At 62.9% G+C, this 16946-nt stretch carries 11 protein-coding genes; 8 read left to right on the plus strand and 3 right to left on the minus strand.

Annotation, left to right across the window (positions count from 1 at the left end; genetic code table 11):
- The first annotated feature begins 190 nt into the window (after positions 1 to 190).
- From AC1RM7_RS02605 to AC1RM7_RS02620, 4 genes are read left to right on the plus strand one after another with little or no spacing between them, the layout of a single operon-like run.
- Positions 191 to 1225 (plus strand): amino acid ABC transporter substrate-binding protein, encoded by a 1035-nt coding sequence (locus tag AC1RM7_RS02605; RefSeq protein ID WP_006020506.1) that lies wholly within the window; start codon positions 191 to 193, stop codon positions 1223 to 1225.
- Positions 1226 to 1245: 20 nt separating this feature from the next.
- Positions 1246 to 2451, plus strand: a complete 1206-nt coding sequence (locus AC1RM7_RS02610; RefSeq protein ID WP_024919223.1) for an amino acid ABC transporter permease — start codon at positions 1246 to 1248, stop codon at positions 2449 to 2451.
- Positions 2448 to 3965: an amino acid ABC transporter permease gene (locus AC1RM7_RS02615; RefSeq protein ID WP_024919224.1), complete on the plus strand. Its 1518-nt coding sequence runs from the start codon at positions 2448 to 2450 to the stop codon at positions 3963 to 3965. The genes AC1RM7_RS02610 and AC1RM7_RS02615 overlap by 4 nt, the downstream gene beginning before the upstream one ends.
- Before the next feature lie 9 nt (positions 3966 to 3974).
- Entirely contained in the window at positions 3975 to 4715 is a 741-nt protein-coding gene (locus tag AC1RM7_RS02620; protein ID WP_006020509.1) for an amino acid ABC transporter ATP-binding protein, read from the plus strand.
- A 118-nt stretch (positions 4716 to 4833) separates the two neighbouring features.
- On the opposite strand, the gene AC1RM7_RS02625 is transcribed toward AC1RM7_RS02620, so the two are convergent.
- From AC1RM7_RS02625 to AC1RM7_RS02635, 3 genes are all read right to left on the minus strand, one after another.
- On the minus strand, positions 4834 to 5868 hold the full coding sequence (locus AC1RM7_RS02625) for a cysteine synthase A (protein WP_492838444.1): 1035 nt from the start codon (positions 5866 to 5868) through the stop codon (positions 4834 to 4836).
- Between the two features lie 148 nt (positions 5869 to 6016).
- Positions 6017 to 7246 carry an SAM-dependent methyltransferase gene (locus tag AC1RM7_RS02630; RefSeq protein ID WP_024919226.1) on the minus strand — a complete coding sequence of 410 codons (1230 nt, stop codon included), beginning with the start codon at positions 7244 to 7246 and terminating at the stop codon, positions 6017 to 6019.
- Positions 7239 to 7724, minus strand: coding sequence for a hypothetical protein (locus AC1RM7_RS02635; RefSeq protein WP_492943872.1), 486 nt, complete (start codon positions 7722 to 7724; stop codon positions 7239 to 7241). The genes AC1RM7_RS02630 and AC1RM7_RS02635 overlap by 8 nt, the downstream gene beginning before the upstream one ends.
- Here AC1RM7_RS02635 and AC1RM7_RS02640 point away from each other — a divergent pair.
- The 4 genes from AC1RM7_RS02640 (at position 7714) to AC1RM7_RS02655 (ending at position 16902) form a co-directional block, all read left to right on the plus strand.
- Entirely contained in the window at positions 7714 to 9117 is a 1404-nt protein-coding gene (locus AC1RM7_RS02640) for an efflux transporter outer membrane subunit (RefSeq protein ID WP_152544110.1), read from the plus strand. The two genes, AC1RM7_RS02635 and AC1RM7_RS02640, sit on opposite strands and share 11 nt — an antisense overlap.
- Complete coding sequence (locus AC1RM7_RS02645) at positions 9107 to 10471, plus strand: efflux RND transporter periplasmic adaptor subunit (RefSeq protein ID WP_024919228.1); 1365 nt, start codon at positions 9107 to 9109, stop codon at positions 10469 to 10471. The genes AC1RM7_RS02640 and AC1RM7_RS02645 overlap by 11 nt, the downstream gene beginning before the upstream one ends.
- A gap of 166 nt (positions 10472 to 10637) precedes the next feature.
- Complete coding sequence (locus tag AC1RM7_RS02650; protein ID WP_024919229.1) at positions 10638 to 13790, plus strand: efflux RND transporter permease subunit; 3153 nt, start codon at positions 10638 to 10640, stop codon at positions 13788 to 13790.
- Between the two features lies 1 nt (position 13791).
- Positions 13792 to 16902, plus strand: a complete 3111-nt coding sequence (locus AC1RM7_RS02655; protein WP_024919230.1) for an efflux RND transporter permease subunit — start codon at positions 13792 to 13794, stop codon at positions 16900 to 16902.
- Positions 16903 to 16946: the final 44 nt, after the last annotated feature.

Here is a 16946-nt window from a genome sequence, read left to right on the forward strand (position 1 = left end):
AGGCAATGTGCTGCCTTATGGGTCAGTAAGCTGACCGCAATGGCGGACGTCAACCCCTTGACCCGTCGCGTTCGGCGTTCTGTTATGCAGACCAGATATTTAGCTGGGATTTGTGTTGCTTCAGCAGGATCATTTCGCTCCGTGCGACGTTGTTCGTCGCCGACGCGGAATTGCCGGGAAAGGTCGTTCTATGAAACGGGTATCGCTCGCTCTTATTCTCGCAGCATTCGCCATTCAGGCAGCCCAGGCACAGTCGCAGGACAAACCGAAGGACCGGGGCACGCTTCAGAGCATCAAGGATCGCGGAAGCCTGTCCTGTGGCGTCAGCCAGGGTCTGCCCGGATTCTCGGCCCCCGACGACAAGGGCAACTGGGCCGGTCTCGACGTCGACGTCTGCCGCGCCCTTGCAGCAGCGATCTTCAACGATCCGACCAAGGTGAAGTTCGTGCCGCTGTCCGCGAAGGACCGCTTCACGGCGCTGCAGTCCGGCGAGATCGATGTACTGTCGCGCAACTCGACCTGGACGCTGTCGCGCGATACCTCGCTCGGCCTGAACTACACCGGCATTTCCTACTACGACGGCCAGGGCTTCATGATCCGCAAGTCGCTCAAGGTCAATTCGGCGCTGGAGCTGAACAGCGCGTCGATCTGCGTGCAGACCGGCACCACCAACGAGCAGAACGTCTCGGACTACTTCAAGGGTAACAACATGAAGTACGAGCTGATCGCGTTCGGCACCGCGGATGAGACGGTCAAGGCCTACGAGTCAGGCCGCTGCGACGTGTTCACCTCGGACGTTTCGCAGCTTTACGCCGAGCGCCTCAAGCTCGCCGCACCGAACGATCATGCGGTTCTGCCGGAAGTGATCTCGAAGGAGCCGCTCGGCCCAGTGGTCCGTCACGGCGACGACCAGTGGTTCGACATCGTGCGCTGGACGCTGTTCGCGATGATCAATGCCGAGGAATATGCGATCACCCAGAAGAACGTCGACGAGATGGCGAAGTCCAGCAAGCCCGAACTCAAGCGGATTTTCGGCACCGACGGCAATCTCGGCGAACAGCTCGGTCTTACCAAGGACTGGGTCACACGCATCATCAAGGCAACCGGCAACTACGGCGAATCGTTTGATCGCAACGTCGGCGCAGGCTCCAAGCTCGGCATCGCCCGTGGACTGAACAAGCTCTGGAATCAGGGCGGTCTTCAATACGCGCCGCCGATCCGTTGACGGCATTGCCGGATACGGCAATGGCAACCGAGCCCCGCAAGCCTCCGCTGCAACTGGTTGCACGGCTTCGCCGCGTACTTGGCGGGCAGGCGGGGTGGGGCGGTGTGATCGTTCAGATCCTGTTCGTCGCGGCCGTTGTCTGGATTGGATATGAGATTGTCGAGAACGCGCGGGCCAACCTTCAGGCCCAGCGGATCGCGTCCGGCTTCGGCTTCCTGTCGAACACTGCGGGCTTCGCTGTCAGCCAGGCGCTGATTCCATATTCGGAGACCGACACCTATGCGCGGGTGTTTTTCGTCGGCCTGCTGAATACCCTGTTGGTTTCTATCGTCGGTATCATCATCGCGACCATCATCGGCGTGCTCGTGGCGCTGGGGCGGCTGTCGCCGAACTGGCTACTGGCGCGGATTTCCGGCGGCTATGTCGAGCTGATCCGCAATCTGCCGCTGCTGTTCCAGATCCTGTTCTGGTATCTCGCCGTGCTGGCGACACTGCCAAGCCCGCGCCAGAGCATCTCGCTGTTCGGGACCGTCTTCCTGAGCAACCGCGGATTGATCGTTCCCGATCCAGTACCGCAGCAGGGATTCGGCGTGTTCGGGGCCGCCATCGTGATCGCTGTCGCGGCGTCGCTGCTGATGCACTTCCATGCCCGCAGGCAATTGTTTGCCGCCGGTGTGAAGGTGACGATCTGGCCGTTCGTGCTGGCGATGCTGGTCGGTCTTCCCGCGCTGGCCATCCTGATTTTCGGCGCGCCGTTCGCATTCGACATGCCGCAGTTGAAAGGTTTCAACTTCGCCGGCGGCGCCAAGGTGCTGCCGGAGTTTGCCGCGCTCACCATCGCGCTCTCGACCTACACCGCAGCGTTCATCGCCGAGATCGTGCGTGCCGGTATCCAGTCCGTGCCGAAGGGCCAGATGGAAGCGGGCGCATCCCTGGGGTTGTCGCGCGGCGAGACGCTGCGGCTGGTGGTGATTCCGCAGGCCATGCGGGTGATCCTGCCGCCGCTGACCAATCAGTATCTCAACCTCACCAAGAACTCGTCGCTCGCGGTCGCCATCGGCTATCCCGATCTATTCTCGGTGTTCGCCGGAACGACGCTGAGCCAGACCGGACAGGCGGTCGAGATCATCGCGCTCACCATGGGCGTTTATCTGCTGATCTCGCTGGTCACGAGCGCGATCATGAGTTTCTACGGCTGGCGTCTGAACCGGAGCCTTGCCACATGACGGAGCAGACCGCGTCATTCGTCCGGCAGCAGATTGCCGAACCGCGCCGCGCTCCGGTCAGGACCACGGGTGTCATCGGCTTTGCGCGCGAGCGGCTGTTCAATTCGCCGCTCAACATCATGATCACGCTGATCGGCGCTGCGCTGCTGTGGCTGATCCTCGTTCCCGCCGTGAAATTCCTGTTCGTCGATGCCGTGTGGCAGGGCAGTGATCGCAATGCCTGTCTTGAGGCGAATGCCGGGCGGGTGGTCGGTGCGTGCTGGCCGTTCGTGCAGGCGAAATTCGATCAGTTCATCTACGGCTTCTATCCGGAGGACCAGCGCTGGCGGGTCAATCTGACCTTCGCGCTCGGCGCACTTCTGCTCCTGCCGCTGCTGATCCCGCGCGCGCCCGCGAAGGCGCTCAACTCCGGGCTGTTCTTCGCCGCCTATCCCGTCATCGGCTTCTTCCTGCTGCGCGGCGGCGGACTGAAGGGCTTTGCCATTCACTGGCTGGCCGATCTCGGGTCCGGACTGGCTTCCAGCTTCCAGGACGCAGGCACACGATTGGCCTCCACGGCAATCGTGGGACCCTTGGGACAGGGGCTGTCGTTTGTCGGCAGGCTGGTCGGATGGATCGGCGACGGACTGGCCATCCTGATCTGGCCGGTTGAGTGGCTGCGTGACTACATTGAGCGTTTCCAGTCTCCGCTGTGGACCGATCTTGCCGCGACCGCGATCATCGTTTCGTTGCTGATGTTTTTCCTGACCGGCGGATTCCGCAACGGCTGGCGGGCGCTGTTCAAGAGCATTGCAATCTTCGCCGGAATTGCCGCCGTGATCGTGGTGATGGGCCTCGACAAGGGGGGCCTGCCCATCGTCGATACCCGTTCATGGGGCGGGCTGCTGGTGACGCTGGTCGTCTCGGTCACCGGCATTGTCGCGTCGATGCCGGTCGGAATGATCCTGGCGCTCGGGCGACGCTCGACCATTCCGCTGATCCGGGTGTTTTCGATTGCCTTCATCGAATTCTGGCGCGGTGTGCCGCTGATTACGGTGCTGTTCTTCGCAACCTACATGCTGCCGCTGTTTCTGCCGGGGAACTTCACAGTCGATGGTCTGGTGCGCGTGCTGATCGGCATCGCGCTGTTCGCCGGTGCCTACAATGCCGAGGTCATTCGCGGCGGCTTGCAGGCCGTGCCGCGCGGACAGGCGGAAGCCGCCAGTGCGCTCGGCCTGTCCTACTGGAAGACCACCGGTCTGATCGTGATGCCGCAGGCGCTGCGGAATGTCATTCCGGCGCTGGTGAACAGCTTCATTGCACTGTTCAAGGACACCACGCTGGTGCTGATCGTGGCGATCTTCGATCTGCTCGGGCAGTTGCGGGCGTCGTTCGCCGATCCGAACTGGGCGACGCCGACGACGCTGTTCACCGGCTTTGCCTTCACCGGAATGATCTACTTCGTGTTCTGCTTTGGAATGTCGCGCTATTCGCTGTTCGTGGAACGGCGCCTGAATGTTCACAAGAATGTCTGAGATGAAACCATGACCGCAGACGCAATCGTCAACATCTCGGGCCTCAACAAGTGGTTCGGCGACTTCCATGTGCTGCGCGACATCGACATGGCGGTTGGCCGCGGGGAGCGCATCGTGGTCTGCGGGCCGTCCGGCTCCGGCAAATCGACGCTGATCCGCTGCATCAATGCGCTGGAGGAATTTCAGGAAGGCCGCATCGTTGTCGACAATATCGAGCTCGGGCCGAACCTGCGCCACATCGATGCGGTGCGCCGCGAGGTTGGCATGGTGTTCCAGAGCTTCAATTTGTTTCCGCATCTGACCGTGCTGGAGAACTGCACGCTGGCGCCGATATGGGTGCGCAACATCCCTAAGAAAGACGCCGAAGCCGCGGCGATGAAATATCTCGAGCGTGTGCGGATTCCCGACAAGGCGAACAAGTATCCCGGCCAGATTTCAGGCGGCCAGCAGCAGCGCGTGGCGATTGCGCGCGCGCTCACCATGAATCCGAAAGTGATGCTGTTCGACGAGCCCACCTCCGCGCTCGATCCAGAGATGGTCAAGGAAGTGCTCGACACCATGGTCGATCTGGCGAAAGAGGGCATGACCATGCTGGTGGTGACCCACGAGATGGGCTTTGCCCGCGAAGTCGCCGACCGCGTGGTGTTCATGGACGCAGGGCAGATCGTCGAAGCGAATACGCCGGAGAAGTTCTTCTCGAACCCGCAGCACGCGCGGACCAAGCTGTTTTTGAGTCAGATATTGAGGTGAGTGTCCTTCAGCGGGCTGATCCGGAATCCAGAAGAGTTCATCGGAAGTAACATCTGGATTCCGGGTTCGCTCCCAAATGCTCGCGCCCCGGAATGACGTTGAGTAAGTTGCCTGCCTCTCACACGAACGGCGGCTTGATCTTGCTCTTGCGCTCCAGCCATGCGGGCACCGGCAGGTTCTTCGAGCGCAGGAACTCGGGGTTGAACAGCTTCGACTGATAGCGCGTGCCGTAGTCGCACAGGATGGTCACGATGGTGTGGCCGGGCCCGAGATCCTTCGCCAGACGGATGGCGCCCGCGATATTCACGCCCGACGATCCGCCGACGCAGATGCCTTCCTTCTCAAGCAGGTCGAACACGATCGGCACGGCTTCCGAGTCCTCGATGAGATAGGCCTTGTCGACCTTGATGTCCTCGATGATCGGGGTGACGCGGCCAAGGCCGATGCCTTCGGTGATCGATCCGCCCTCGGTCGATTTGACCTCGCCATGATCGAAGTAGTTGTACATCGCCGCGCCGCGCGGATCGGCGACGCCGATCTTGATGTCTTTCTTCTTCTCGCGCAGGAACGTCGCCGTGCCCGCGAGCGTGCCGCCGCTGCCGATCGAGCAGATGAAGCCGTCGACCTTGCCGTCGGTCTGGTCCCAGATTTCGGGACCGGTCGAGACGTAATGCGCCTTGCGGTTGTCGAGGTTGTTCCACTGGTCGGCGAAGATGACGCCGTTCTTTTCGGTCTTGCGCAACTCGTCTGCAAGACGCCGGCCGACATGCTGATAGTTGTTCGGGTTGCTGAAGGGCAGCGCCGGCACTTCGACCAGTTCCGCGCCGAGCAGACGCAGCACGTCTTTCTTTTCCTGGCTTTGCGTTTCCGGAATCACGATGATGGTGCGATAGCCCCGCGCCGCCGCGACGAGCGCGAGGCCGATTCCGGTGTTGCCCGCGGTACTCTCGACGACCAGACCGCCGGGCCGCAGGTCGCCGCGCTTTTCCGCCTCAAGGATCATCTGTTTGCCGGCGCGGTCCTTAACCGACTGCCCGGGATTCATGAACTCGGCCTTGCCGAGAATGGTGCATCCGGTCTCTTCGGATGCGCGCTTCAGCTTGATGAGCGGGGTGTTGCCGATGGCGTCGATGACGTCTTTGCGAATGTGCATGATATGGAAGGACCTGGGACCGGATGTATCAGGAGCAAAGGGAAGGGCTGCTGTTTGAGGGATCAACCTAGAGGCGGCCCGCCGTTCCGACAAGGGCAGCGCGCGCAGGCGTGATCTGCCCGCTTTTTGAGGAAGTTGAACCGGTCAATTAACCTGATTTGGCGAATACGACCTGACGCACATCGATATTGCCGGACAGGAATCCGGCTTCGCAGTAGGCAAGGTAGTATTCCCACAGCCGCCGGAAGCGCTCGTCGAATCCGAGCGGCATCAGGTTCGGCCATGCGGCGCGGAAGTTGTCTCTCCATGTCGCAAGCGTCTTGGCATAATCTTCTCCAAAAATGCGCTCACGGATGACGGGGACGCCGAACTTCTCGCCCAGCGATTTCAGCACCTGCGGCGACGGCAGCATGCCGCCGGGAAACACGTAGCGCTGGATGAAATCGACCTCGCGCCGGTAGGCGTTGAAGAACTTGTCCTGAATGGTAATCGCCTGAATTCCGGCGAGGCCGCCGGGGGCAAGGCGGTCCCGAAGCTGGCTGAAATACTGCGGCCAGAACTCCTCGCCGACGGCCTCGATCATTTCGATGGAGGCGATCCGGTCATATTGTCCGCGCTCGTCGCGGTAGTCCTGAAACCTGATCTCGACCTTCTCGCTGAGGCCTGCGGCCTGCATCCGCTTCAGCGCGAAATCGCGCTGCTCGGTGCTGATGGTCAGCCCGACAACCCGGACGTCGTAGTTCTTGGCGACGTACTCCGCAAAGCCGCCCCAGCCGCAGCCGATCTCCAGCACTTTCTGTCCGGGCTGAAGGTTGATCGCCTCGGCGAGACGCCGGTACTTGTTGTGCTGCGCGGCGGTGAGGTCGTTGGTACCGTCCTCGAACAGCGCCGACGAATAGGTCATGCTCGGGTCGAGCCACGCCGAGTAGAACGAATTGCCGATGTCGTAGTGCGCGTAGATGTTGCGGCGTGCCTGCCGCCTGGTGTTGCGGTTGAACCAGTGGCGCAGCGACTGCACGAACCGCGCGAAGGGCTTGCCGCCGAGCATGGTCTGGATCAGATCGTGATTGACGCAAAAGATGTAAAGGAACTGCGTCAGGTTGGGCGTGTCCCACTCGCGGCGCAGATAGGCCTCGGCAATGCCGATGTCGCCGCCTCGCGCCAGCCGCCATGCAAATCCGTAGCTGTAGATCGTCATTTGCGCGGCGGGGCCGGGCTCGAGACCGCCGCAGCGCACCGTCCGGCCATTCGGCAGGGTGACGTCGAGGGTGCCGCGCCGGAGCCTCGAAGCGAACTTGAATGCAAACCGGACCAGTCGGGGAACATCCGGCAAAACCGCCTCGACATTGTCGGGGGTCAGGATGATCGGGTCAGACATCGCGCAATTCCATCAGTATGACGTGGCTCTGTGTCCAACTCTTCTGCTCGCGCGCCGGCCGCTTTCCGCCGAACTGTCCTTCGCTGTTGGTCTTGCCACAATTCTTGCGCCCTTTAGCCAAAGACGCAAGGCCGGGTATCATGGTGTGAAGGCCACGTCCGGCCTGCAGCCTCTGACGCCGGCTCCGGATGAAATCTTTGTAAGGCTTGCCGCCGTTCAGATCGATGAACGCAGGAAACCCTTTGTTTATGGGGATAAATCGAATTCCGGACCTGACACCCGGGAGGCACAGGTCGCGCTTGTCTTGAGGACGGCGGCAGGACATGCCTGTCCGTGGCCAGAACGGCCCTGTAGAATGAGATTCTGGCCCATTTCGGAGAGTGTTAGCGCCGGTGTTTGAGCTGCCTTGCAAGTCGAGACGTGGAGCATTTCCGCGGCCGTCGTTCGCGCTCTGCGCGGCGCTGGCCATGGCGGCCATGTCGGGCGGCTGCATCCTCACGTCCGATCTGCCGGACCCCGCTCTGGACGTGCCCGGCGCCTACAAGGCGGCGTCAGGTGACGCGGAGAGCAAACCGCCGGCGCTGGACTGGTGGCGTGGCTTCCGCTCAAGGGAACTGACCGTCCTCATGGAGGAGGCCCAGACCGTCAATCTGGATATCGCCGCCGCGGTTGCCCGCATCCGGCAGGCGGACGCGCAGGCCCAGACCGCAGGCGCTGCGCTGCTGCCGAGTGTCACCGGCACTTTCTCTGGCTCGCGGTCGCGCTCGTCGAGCAATACCGGCGTGGTGACGTCCGGCAGCTCGATCGGCGGCCGTGGCGAGGTGACGAATCATGTTGCCTCCCTCAGCGCGAGCTACGAGATCGATTTCTGGGGCAAGAACCGCGACGCGCTGCTGGCCGCGGAAGAAACCGCCAACGCCAATCGCTTCGATCGCGATGTGGTTGCGCTGACGACATTGGCGAGCGTCGCCAACGCCTATTTCAACGTGGTCGCGGCGCAGGAGCGCATCAACATCGCGACCCGCAACATCGCCAGCGCGCAGCGCATCTACGACGCCATCAAGGCGCGCGTCGATTCGGGGACGGGCTCCGATCTCGATCTTGCGCAACAGGAAAGTCTGCTTGCGAACCAGAAGGCGGCGGTGCCGCCGTTGCGGCAGGCGCTGGATCAGAATGCCAACATTCTCGCAACGCTGGTCGCGCGCCCGCCGGAGCGGGTAAGACTGACCGGCGGATCGCTCGGCAGCATCGCCATTCCGCGCGTCACCCCGGGTATTCCCTCCGACCTGCTGACGCAGCGGCCCGACATCCGGCGTCAGGAAAACCAGCTCGCGTCGGCGACCGCGAATGTCGGCAGCGCGCGGGCACAGTTCTTCCCGAGCATTCAGCTCACCGGGCAGGGCGGCTACCAGAGCGCGCAACTGGCGATGTTGTTCACCCCGCAGTCGGCGTTCTTCAATATGGCGGCCGGACTGACGCAGCCGATCTTCGACGCCGGACGGATTCAGGCCAACTTCGACCTGCAGCAGGCACGGCAGGACGAGTTGTTGCAAACCTATCGCAAGACCGTTGTCTCGGCCTTTGCCGATGTGGACACGGCGCTCTCGACCCTCAAACAGGCCAACGAGCGGCTGCGGCTCCAGCGCATCGTGGTGTCGGCCTCCCGGCGGGCGTTCGAGTTGTCCGAGCGGCAGCTTCGCGCCGGCACGGCCGACATCGTAACTGTGCTAAACACGCAATTGACGCTATTTCAGGCTGAAGATTCGCTGGCGCAGTTCCAACTCGCCCGGCTGCTGGCGGTCGTATCTCTCTATCAGGCATTGGGCGGTGGTTGGTCGCCAAGGACGGAAGGGCCGGCGAATGCTCTTTAAGCCCGATCTGAATGAAAAGGCCAAAGCGGCTGGCGAAGGAGTCGCGCGGGTAGCGTCCGGCGCGCGGCGGAGAACCGTCTCGATTGCCGTGTGGCTCCTCATCATCGGCGGTCTTGGCTATCTCGGCTGGACCTATTTCAAGAAGACCGAGACCGCGACCCGCTCGCGGACCGATTTGGCCATTCCCGTGCTGGCCACGACGCCGCGCATCGAAGACGTTCCGGTCTATCTGGACGGCGTCGGCACCGTCCGCGCGCTGAACAACGTAACGGTGCGCGCGCAGGTCAACGGCAAGCTGCTGTCGGTCAATTTCAAGGAAGGCCAGGACGTCAAGAAAGGTGACGTGCTGGCAGAGATCGATCCGGTGATCTATCAGGCGCAGTACGATCAGGCTGTCGCCAAGAAGGCGCAGGACGAAGCCACCCTCGCCAACGCGCGCATGGATCTGGTCCGCTATCAGCAGTTGGCAGCATCCAAGGCAGGTTCCGCGCAGCAGGCCGACACGCAGAAGGCGCTGGTTGCGCAGCTAGAGGCGCTGGTGAAATCCGATCAGGCGGCGATCGACAACGCGCAGGCCACGCTCGGCTACACCAAGATCATCGCGCCGTTGTCTGGCCGCGCCGGACTGCGTCAGGTCGATCAGGGCAACATCGTCCAGACCTCGGACGCGACGGGCGTTGTGGTCATCACGCAACTCCAGCCCATCTCCGTTCAGTTCAGTCTGCCGCAGCAACAGATCTTCCGTGTCAACACGGCGCTGGCAAAGGGGCCGCTCGCGGTCGATGTGTTCGGCAACGACGGCAAGACGGTGGCCGATACCGGAAGGGTGACGGGCGTCGACAATCAGGTCGATCAGACCACCGGCACGGTGAAGGTGAAGGCGGAATTTCCCAACGCGAATTTTCAGTTGTGGCCGGGACAGTTCGTCAATGTGCGCCTCAAGGTGAACACCCTCGACAAGGCCATCGTGGTTCCGACAGCGGCGGTTCAGCGCGGGCCGGCGGGCACGTTCGTCTACGTGATCGGTCAGGACAATACCGTCGCCGCGCGCCCCGTCACGGTGACATTGCAGAACGAAACCCTCGCCGTCATCGCGTCGGGCATCACGGTCGACGATCAGGTTGTGACCACGGGCTTCGCCAATCTGTCCGAAGGCGCGAAGGTGACCATCAGCAAGGACTATCAGGCTCCGACGCCGGACCTTGCGCCGCGCAAACAGCAGCGACCGGGCGGCGGCGAAAAGGGACAGGGCCAGCGCGGCGAGAAGGGCGAACGGCGCGGCGCGAGGGAGCAGGGAACTGCACCGCAAGGCGGACAACCACAAACAGGCGGCGACACGAAAGCGCCGCAGTGAGCCTGCGATCGAAACAGGATTTCTCACCGTCATTGCGAGGAGCAAAGCGACGAAGCAATCCAGCTTCCCATATCCAAAAGATGGATTGCTTCGCTTCGCTCGCAATGACGATGGAAAATCCACGACTTGATGATGTTCTAGAGTCCAACCCGGTGAGCACGCATCGATGAGCGTCTCTGAGCCATTCATCCATCGTCCGATCGCGACCTCGCTGCTGGGCGTGGCGCTGCTGATCGGCGGTGCGCTCGGATACTGGGCGCTGCCGGTGTCGGCTTTGCCGCAAGTCGACTTTCCGACGGTGCAGGTCACGACCCAGTTGCCGGGCGCCAGTCCCGATGTCGCCGCCTCGCTGATCACAGCGCCGCTTGAGCGGCAGCTCGGGCAAATTCCGTCGCTGGTCTCCATGACCTCGACAAGTTCGTTCGGCGTCAGCCAGATTTCGCTTCAGTTCGATCTCAACCGCGACATCGACGGCGCGACGCAGGACGTGCAGGCCGCGATCAATGCCGCGGCGGGCGTGCTGCCGAAGAACCTGCCGTATCCTCCGACCTATGCGAAGGTGAACCCGGCCGATGCTCCGGTGCTGACCCTGGCGATGACGTCGGAGACGTCGCCGCTGCGGGCGATGAGCGATCTCGCCGACACCATGATGGCGCAGCGGCTGGCGCAGATTTCCGGCGTCGGCCGCGTATCCATTCTCGGCGGACTGAAACCCGCCGTTCGCGTGCAGGCCGATCTTGCCAGGCTTGCCGCCTATGGCATCTCGATGGAAGACCTTCGCACCGCGATCGCAGGCGCAAACGTCTCCGGTCCCAAGGGATCGCTCGATGGCGCACAGCAGGCCTACACCATCTCGGCCAACGACCAGATCGCCACCGCCGACGCCTACAAGCCGATCATCATCGCCTATCGCAACGGCTCGCCCGTTACCATCGGAGATGTTGCCCGGATCGTCGATGGACTGGAGAACGAGAAGACCGGCGCGTGGTATCAGGGCAAGCCCGCGGTGGTCATCGAGATCCAGCGCCAGCCCGGCGCCAACGTCATCGAGGTGGTGCGGCAAATCCGCGAAGAGATCCCGAAGCTCCAGAAGGCGGTTCCTGCGGGCGTGGACCTGACCGTGGTCAGCGACCGCACCGTCACCATCAAGGCGTCCGTTCGCGACGTGCAGTTCACACTGGTGCTCAGCGTCGTGCTGGTGACGCTGGTGGTCTTGATCTTCCTGCGCTCATTGCGGGCCACGCTGATTGCGGGCGTCGCGCTGCCGCTGTCGCTGATTACCAGTTTCGGGGTGATGTACTTCGCCGGCTTCAGTCTCGACAACCTGTCGCTGATGGCGCTGACCATCGGCACCGGTTTCGTGGTCGACGACGCCATCGTGATGATCGAGAACATCGTCCGGCACATGGAGGACGGTGAGGGCGTGATGGACGCCGCGCTGCGCGGCGCCAGTGAAATCGGGTTCACGGTGATCTCGCTGACGGTGTCGCTGATCGCGGTGTTCATCCCGCTGCTGTTCATGTCGGGCCTCGTCGGGCGCATGTTCCGGGAGTTCGCGCTGACGCTGACGATTGCGGTCGTGACATCCGCCGTAGTGTCCCTGACCCTGACGCCGATGATGTGCTCGCGGCTGCTGAAACGGCATGACGAAGAACTCAAGGTTCCCGGCCTTGCCACGATCAGCGGCTGGATCGACAGGATGGTGGCGTTCTATGAGCGCACGCTGCTCTGGGTGCTGCGGCATCAGCGCGCGACGCTGGTGGTCACGCTACTGACCATTGTTGCGACACTCGCGCTCTATGTCGTCGCGCCGAAGGGTTTCCTGCCGTTGCAGGATACGGCCTCGATCACCGCGGTGACCGAAGCCGGCACCGAGGTGTCCTTCTCGGACATGCAGTTGCGGCAGAGCCAGATCGCCGATGCCATCAAGGCCGATCCCGACATCGTCGGCGTCGTCTCGGTGATCGGCGCGGGCTCGGTGAACCCTACCACGAATGTCGGGCGTCTCGTTTTGACGCTGAAGCCGCGTGGCGAGCGCAAGACCGACATCGCCGTGGTTGTCGACCGGCTGAAGCAGCGCGTCGCCGCCGTTCCCGGCATGACGGTCTACTTCCAGGCGGTGCAGGACGTTCAGATCAGCACGCGGTCGAGCCGTTCGCAGTATCAGTACACGCTGACCGCCACCGACGCGCCGTCCGTTATCGAATGGGCGAACAAGCTCGTTCAGCAGATGCGGCGCGATCCGATGTTCCGCGACGTCTCGTCCGACGGGCAGGAGGGCGGTCTGCGCGCCCTGGTCAATGTCGATCGCCAGCGCGCTGGCCAGCTTGGCGTCTCGGTGCAGGCGGTCAACGATACGCTGAACGACGCTTTCGCCCAGCGCCAGATCTCAACGATCTTCGGTCAGGCCAACCAGTACCGCGTCGTGCTTGAGGCGCTGCCGGAATATCAGCGCGATCCGTCGGTGCTGTCGAAGCTTTATGTTCCGGGCGCTGCCGGTGCGTCAGGCGCACCCACCGCGCAGGTGCCGATCGACGCGGTGGCCACCATCGTGCGAACGACCGCGCCGCTGTCAATCTCGCATCAATCGCAGTTCCCGTCGGTCTCGCTGTCGTTCAATCTCGCGCCGGGCGAAGCGCTCGGCAACGCGGTCGAACGGGTTGCGGAGATCGAGAAGAACATCGGCATGCCGGGAAACATCGCCGGCCTCTATTCGGGCGACGCCGCCGAGTTCTCCAAGTCGCTGTCGGGCCAGCCCTGGCTGATCCTCGCGGCGCTGGTGACGATCTACATCGTGTTGGGAGTGCTGTACGAGAGCTACATCCATCCGATCACCATCCTCTCGACACTTCCATCCGCCGGCGTCGGCGCGATCCTGGCGCTGATCCTCTGCGGGCAGGACCTGTCGGTGATCGGCCTGATCGGCATCATCCTGCTGATGGGGATCGTGAAGAAGAACGCGATCATGATGATCGACTTTGCGCTGGAAGCGGAGCGGCATCAGGGCCTGTCGGCCTACGACGCCATCGTCAAAGCGTGTCTGCTGCGTTTCCGCCCGATCATGATGACGACGCTGGCGGCGCTGTTCGGCGCGTTGCCGCTGGCGCTCGAAAGCGGCACCGGATCTGAACTGCGTTTTCCGCTCGGCGTGTCGATCATCGGCGGATTGATCGTCTCGCAAATCCTGACTCTCTATACGACGCCGGTCATCTACCTTGCGCTCGACCGGATCAATCGCCGGATCGAAGCCGCGGTGCCGCCGGATGATTCCGGCAAGCCGTCGCCTCCGATCGCGGGAGCCACGGAGGGCGTTCAATAACATGGCGTCGCTGTCCGAACCATTCATCCGCAGGCCCGTCGGCACCACGCTGCTGGCGATCGGCCTGTTTCTGGTCGGAGCGGTTGCCTACAACTTCCTTCCCGTCGCGAGCATTCCTTCGGTCGATTTCCCGTCGATCCGCGTCAGCGCCTCGCGCCCCGGCGCCGATCCGACCATCATGTCGTCGACCGTCGCCGCGCCGCTGGAACGGCGGCTCGGTGAAATCGCCGGCATCGACCAGATCACGTCGACCAGTTCGCTCGGCACCACCAGCATCTCGCTGCAGTTCGCCATCGGCCGCAACATCGACCGCGCGGCGCGCGACGTGCAGGCTGCGATCAATGCCTCGCTTGCGGATTTGCCGACCGACCTGCCGACGCTGCCTAATTTCCGCAAGGCCAATCCCGCCGCGGCTCCGGTGCTGATCGTCGCGCTGACATCGAAGACCATGCTGCCGAGCGCGATCTATGACGTCGCAGATACCGTGATCGCCCAGCGCATTTCACAGGTGCCCGGCGTGGGCGAGGCGACCGTGAGCGGTGCGGATCAGCCGGCCATCCGCGTCCAGCTCAATCCAGGAGCGCTGGCAACCGCAGGTATCGCCAGCGACGATGTCCGCAACGCCATCGTCAACGCCAACGCGATTGGACCGGTCGGAGCCTTCAACGGTCCGGTTCTCGGCGAGACGCTCGCGGCCAATCCGCAGATGCGCACGGCGGCCCAGTTCCGCGATATCGTGATCAAGGCGGCCAACGGCAATTTCGTGAAATTGTCCGACATTGCCACCGTGCTCGATGCGACGCGCAATAGCCGCTCCATCGCGTGGTTCAACAAGCAGCCTGCCGTTCTGATCCTGATCACCAAGCAGCAGGACGCCAACGTCATCGACACCGTCGACCGGGTCAAGGCGTTGCTGCCCGAGTTGAAGCAATGGATTCCGGGCGGTGTGGAGATTTCCATTCTCTCGGATCGCACCGGCACCATCCGCGCCAACGTCGAGGACATGGAATGGACGCTGGGCGCGACTGCCGTGCTGGTCATGCTCGTGGTGTTCGTGTTCGTGCGCCGGATGACGCCAACCATTGCGGCGGGCATTTCCGTGCCGCTGGCGCTGGCGGGGACCTGCGCCCTGATGTGGGTCGCGGGGTTTTCGATCAACAACCTGTCGCTGATGGCGCTCGCGGTCTCGGTCGGCTTCGTGGTCGACGATGCCATCGTCATGATCGAGAACATGTACCGCAATCTCGAAGAGGGCATGAAGCCGTATCAGGCGGCGCTGCTTGGCGCGAAGCAGATCGGCTTTACGGTGCTGTCGATCAGCATTTCGCTGGTGGCGGCGTTTACGCCGCTGATCTTCATGGAAGGCATTATCGGGCGGCTGTTCCGCGAATTCTCGCTGACCCTGACCTTTGCCATTCTGGTGTCGATGGTGGTGTCGCTGACCGTGACGCCGATGATCTGCGCTCACTACATCAAGACCACCGTTTCGCCGGACGCCACCTGGTTCGACCGGCTGGTCGAAGGCAGCCTGTCGCGCATCGTGCGGTTCTATGAGCGGACGCTGCATGTCGTGCTGCGCTTTCCGATTTTGACCATGCTGGTGTTTGTCGCGACCATCGCATTGACGGTCACGCTCTACATCAAGACGCCGAAAGGCTATTTTCCGACCGACGACAGCGGCCTCGTGATCGGCGCGACGCGGGCATCGCCTGACGTCTCGTTCCAGGCCATGCTCGGTCTCCAGCAGCGGATTGCGGACATCGTGATGGCTGATCCCGCCGTCGCGGGTGTCGGTTCGAGCCTCGGCGGCAGCGGCGGGCCGGGCGGAGGCGGGGCCAACCGCGGCACCATGTTCATCAGTCTGAAGGACCTCGACCAGCGCGGCGGCCTGACCACCACGCAGGTGATCGATCGGCTCCGGCGCAATCTCGGCACGGTGCCCGGCATCCGGCTGTTCATGTTTGCCGCACAGGATTTGCGCGCGGGCGGACGCCAGAGCGACTCCAACTACCAGTACACGCTGATCAGTTCAGATCTGGATTTGCTGTCGAAGTGGGCGCCGATCGTAGCGAAGAAATTCGAGAGCGTGGAAGGCATCACGGATGTTTCCAGCGACCGCGACGCTGCTGGCCTCGCGCTGAACCTGTCCATCGACCGCAAGACCGCCGCCAGCCTCGGCGTGCAGGTTCAGGACATCGACAACGCCCTGAACAATGCGTTCTCACAGCGGCAGATATCGACCATCTACACCCAGCGGAACCAGTACAAGATCATTCTGGAGGTCGATCCGCGGTTGCAGGGCGATCCGACGGCGCTCGAAAAGATATACGTTGCGGGCGCAGGCGATGCGCAGGTGCCGCTGTCGGCAGTGGTGCGGATGGAGCGCGGCCTGTCGCCGCTGTCGGTCTATCATCAGGCGTCGTTCCCCTCGAACACGATCTCCTTCAACGTACCCGACGGCGTTCCGCTGCAGACCGCGACCGATAACATCCAGCGTGCGGTCGAGGAGTTGCACATGCCTGAAGGCATTCGCGGCGAATTCGCCGGCAACGCCGCCGACAGTCAGAAAACCGCGAACCGCCAGCCGCTGCTCATTCTCGGCGCGCTGATCGCGGTCTACATTGTGCTCGGCGTCCTTTACGAGAGCCTTGCCCATCCGCTGACGATCATCTCGACTTTGCCGCCGGCCGGACTTGGCGCGCTGCTGGCTCTGCAGGTCACCAACACGCCGCTGACGGTGATCGCGTTTATCGGAATCATCCTGCTGATCGGCATCGTGAAGAAGAACGGCATCATGATTGTCGACTTCGCCCTTGAGGGCGAACGGCAGCGCGGCCTGTCGTCGGAGGATGCGATCTTCGAGGCCAGCCTGGCGCGTTTCCGGCCGATCATCATGACCACGATGGCGGCGCTTCTTGCCGCGGTGCCGCTGGTGATCGCGACCGGGCCGGGGACGGAGCTGCGCAGGCCGCTCGGCATCACCATCATCGGCGGGCTGATCGTCTCCCAGATCCTGACGCTCTACACGACGCCGGTGATTTACCTGTTGATCGACCGGCTGCGCGGACGGGACACACGGAGGCCGCTGCCGCAGGCCACACCTGCCGAATAGCCGATTTGCGGCAGCGCACTTTGGGCGGGAACTTTGTGGTTCCA

This window comes from Afipia sp. GW822-FHT03D08 (assembly GCF_058801645.1).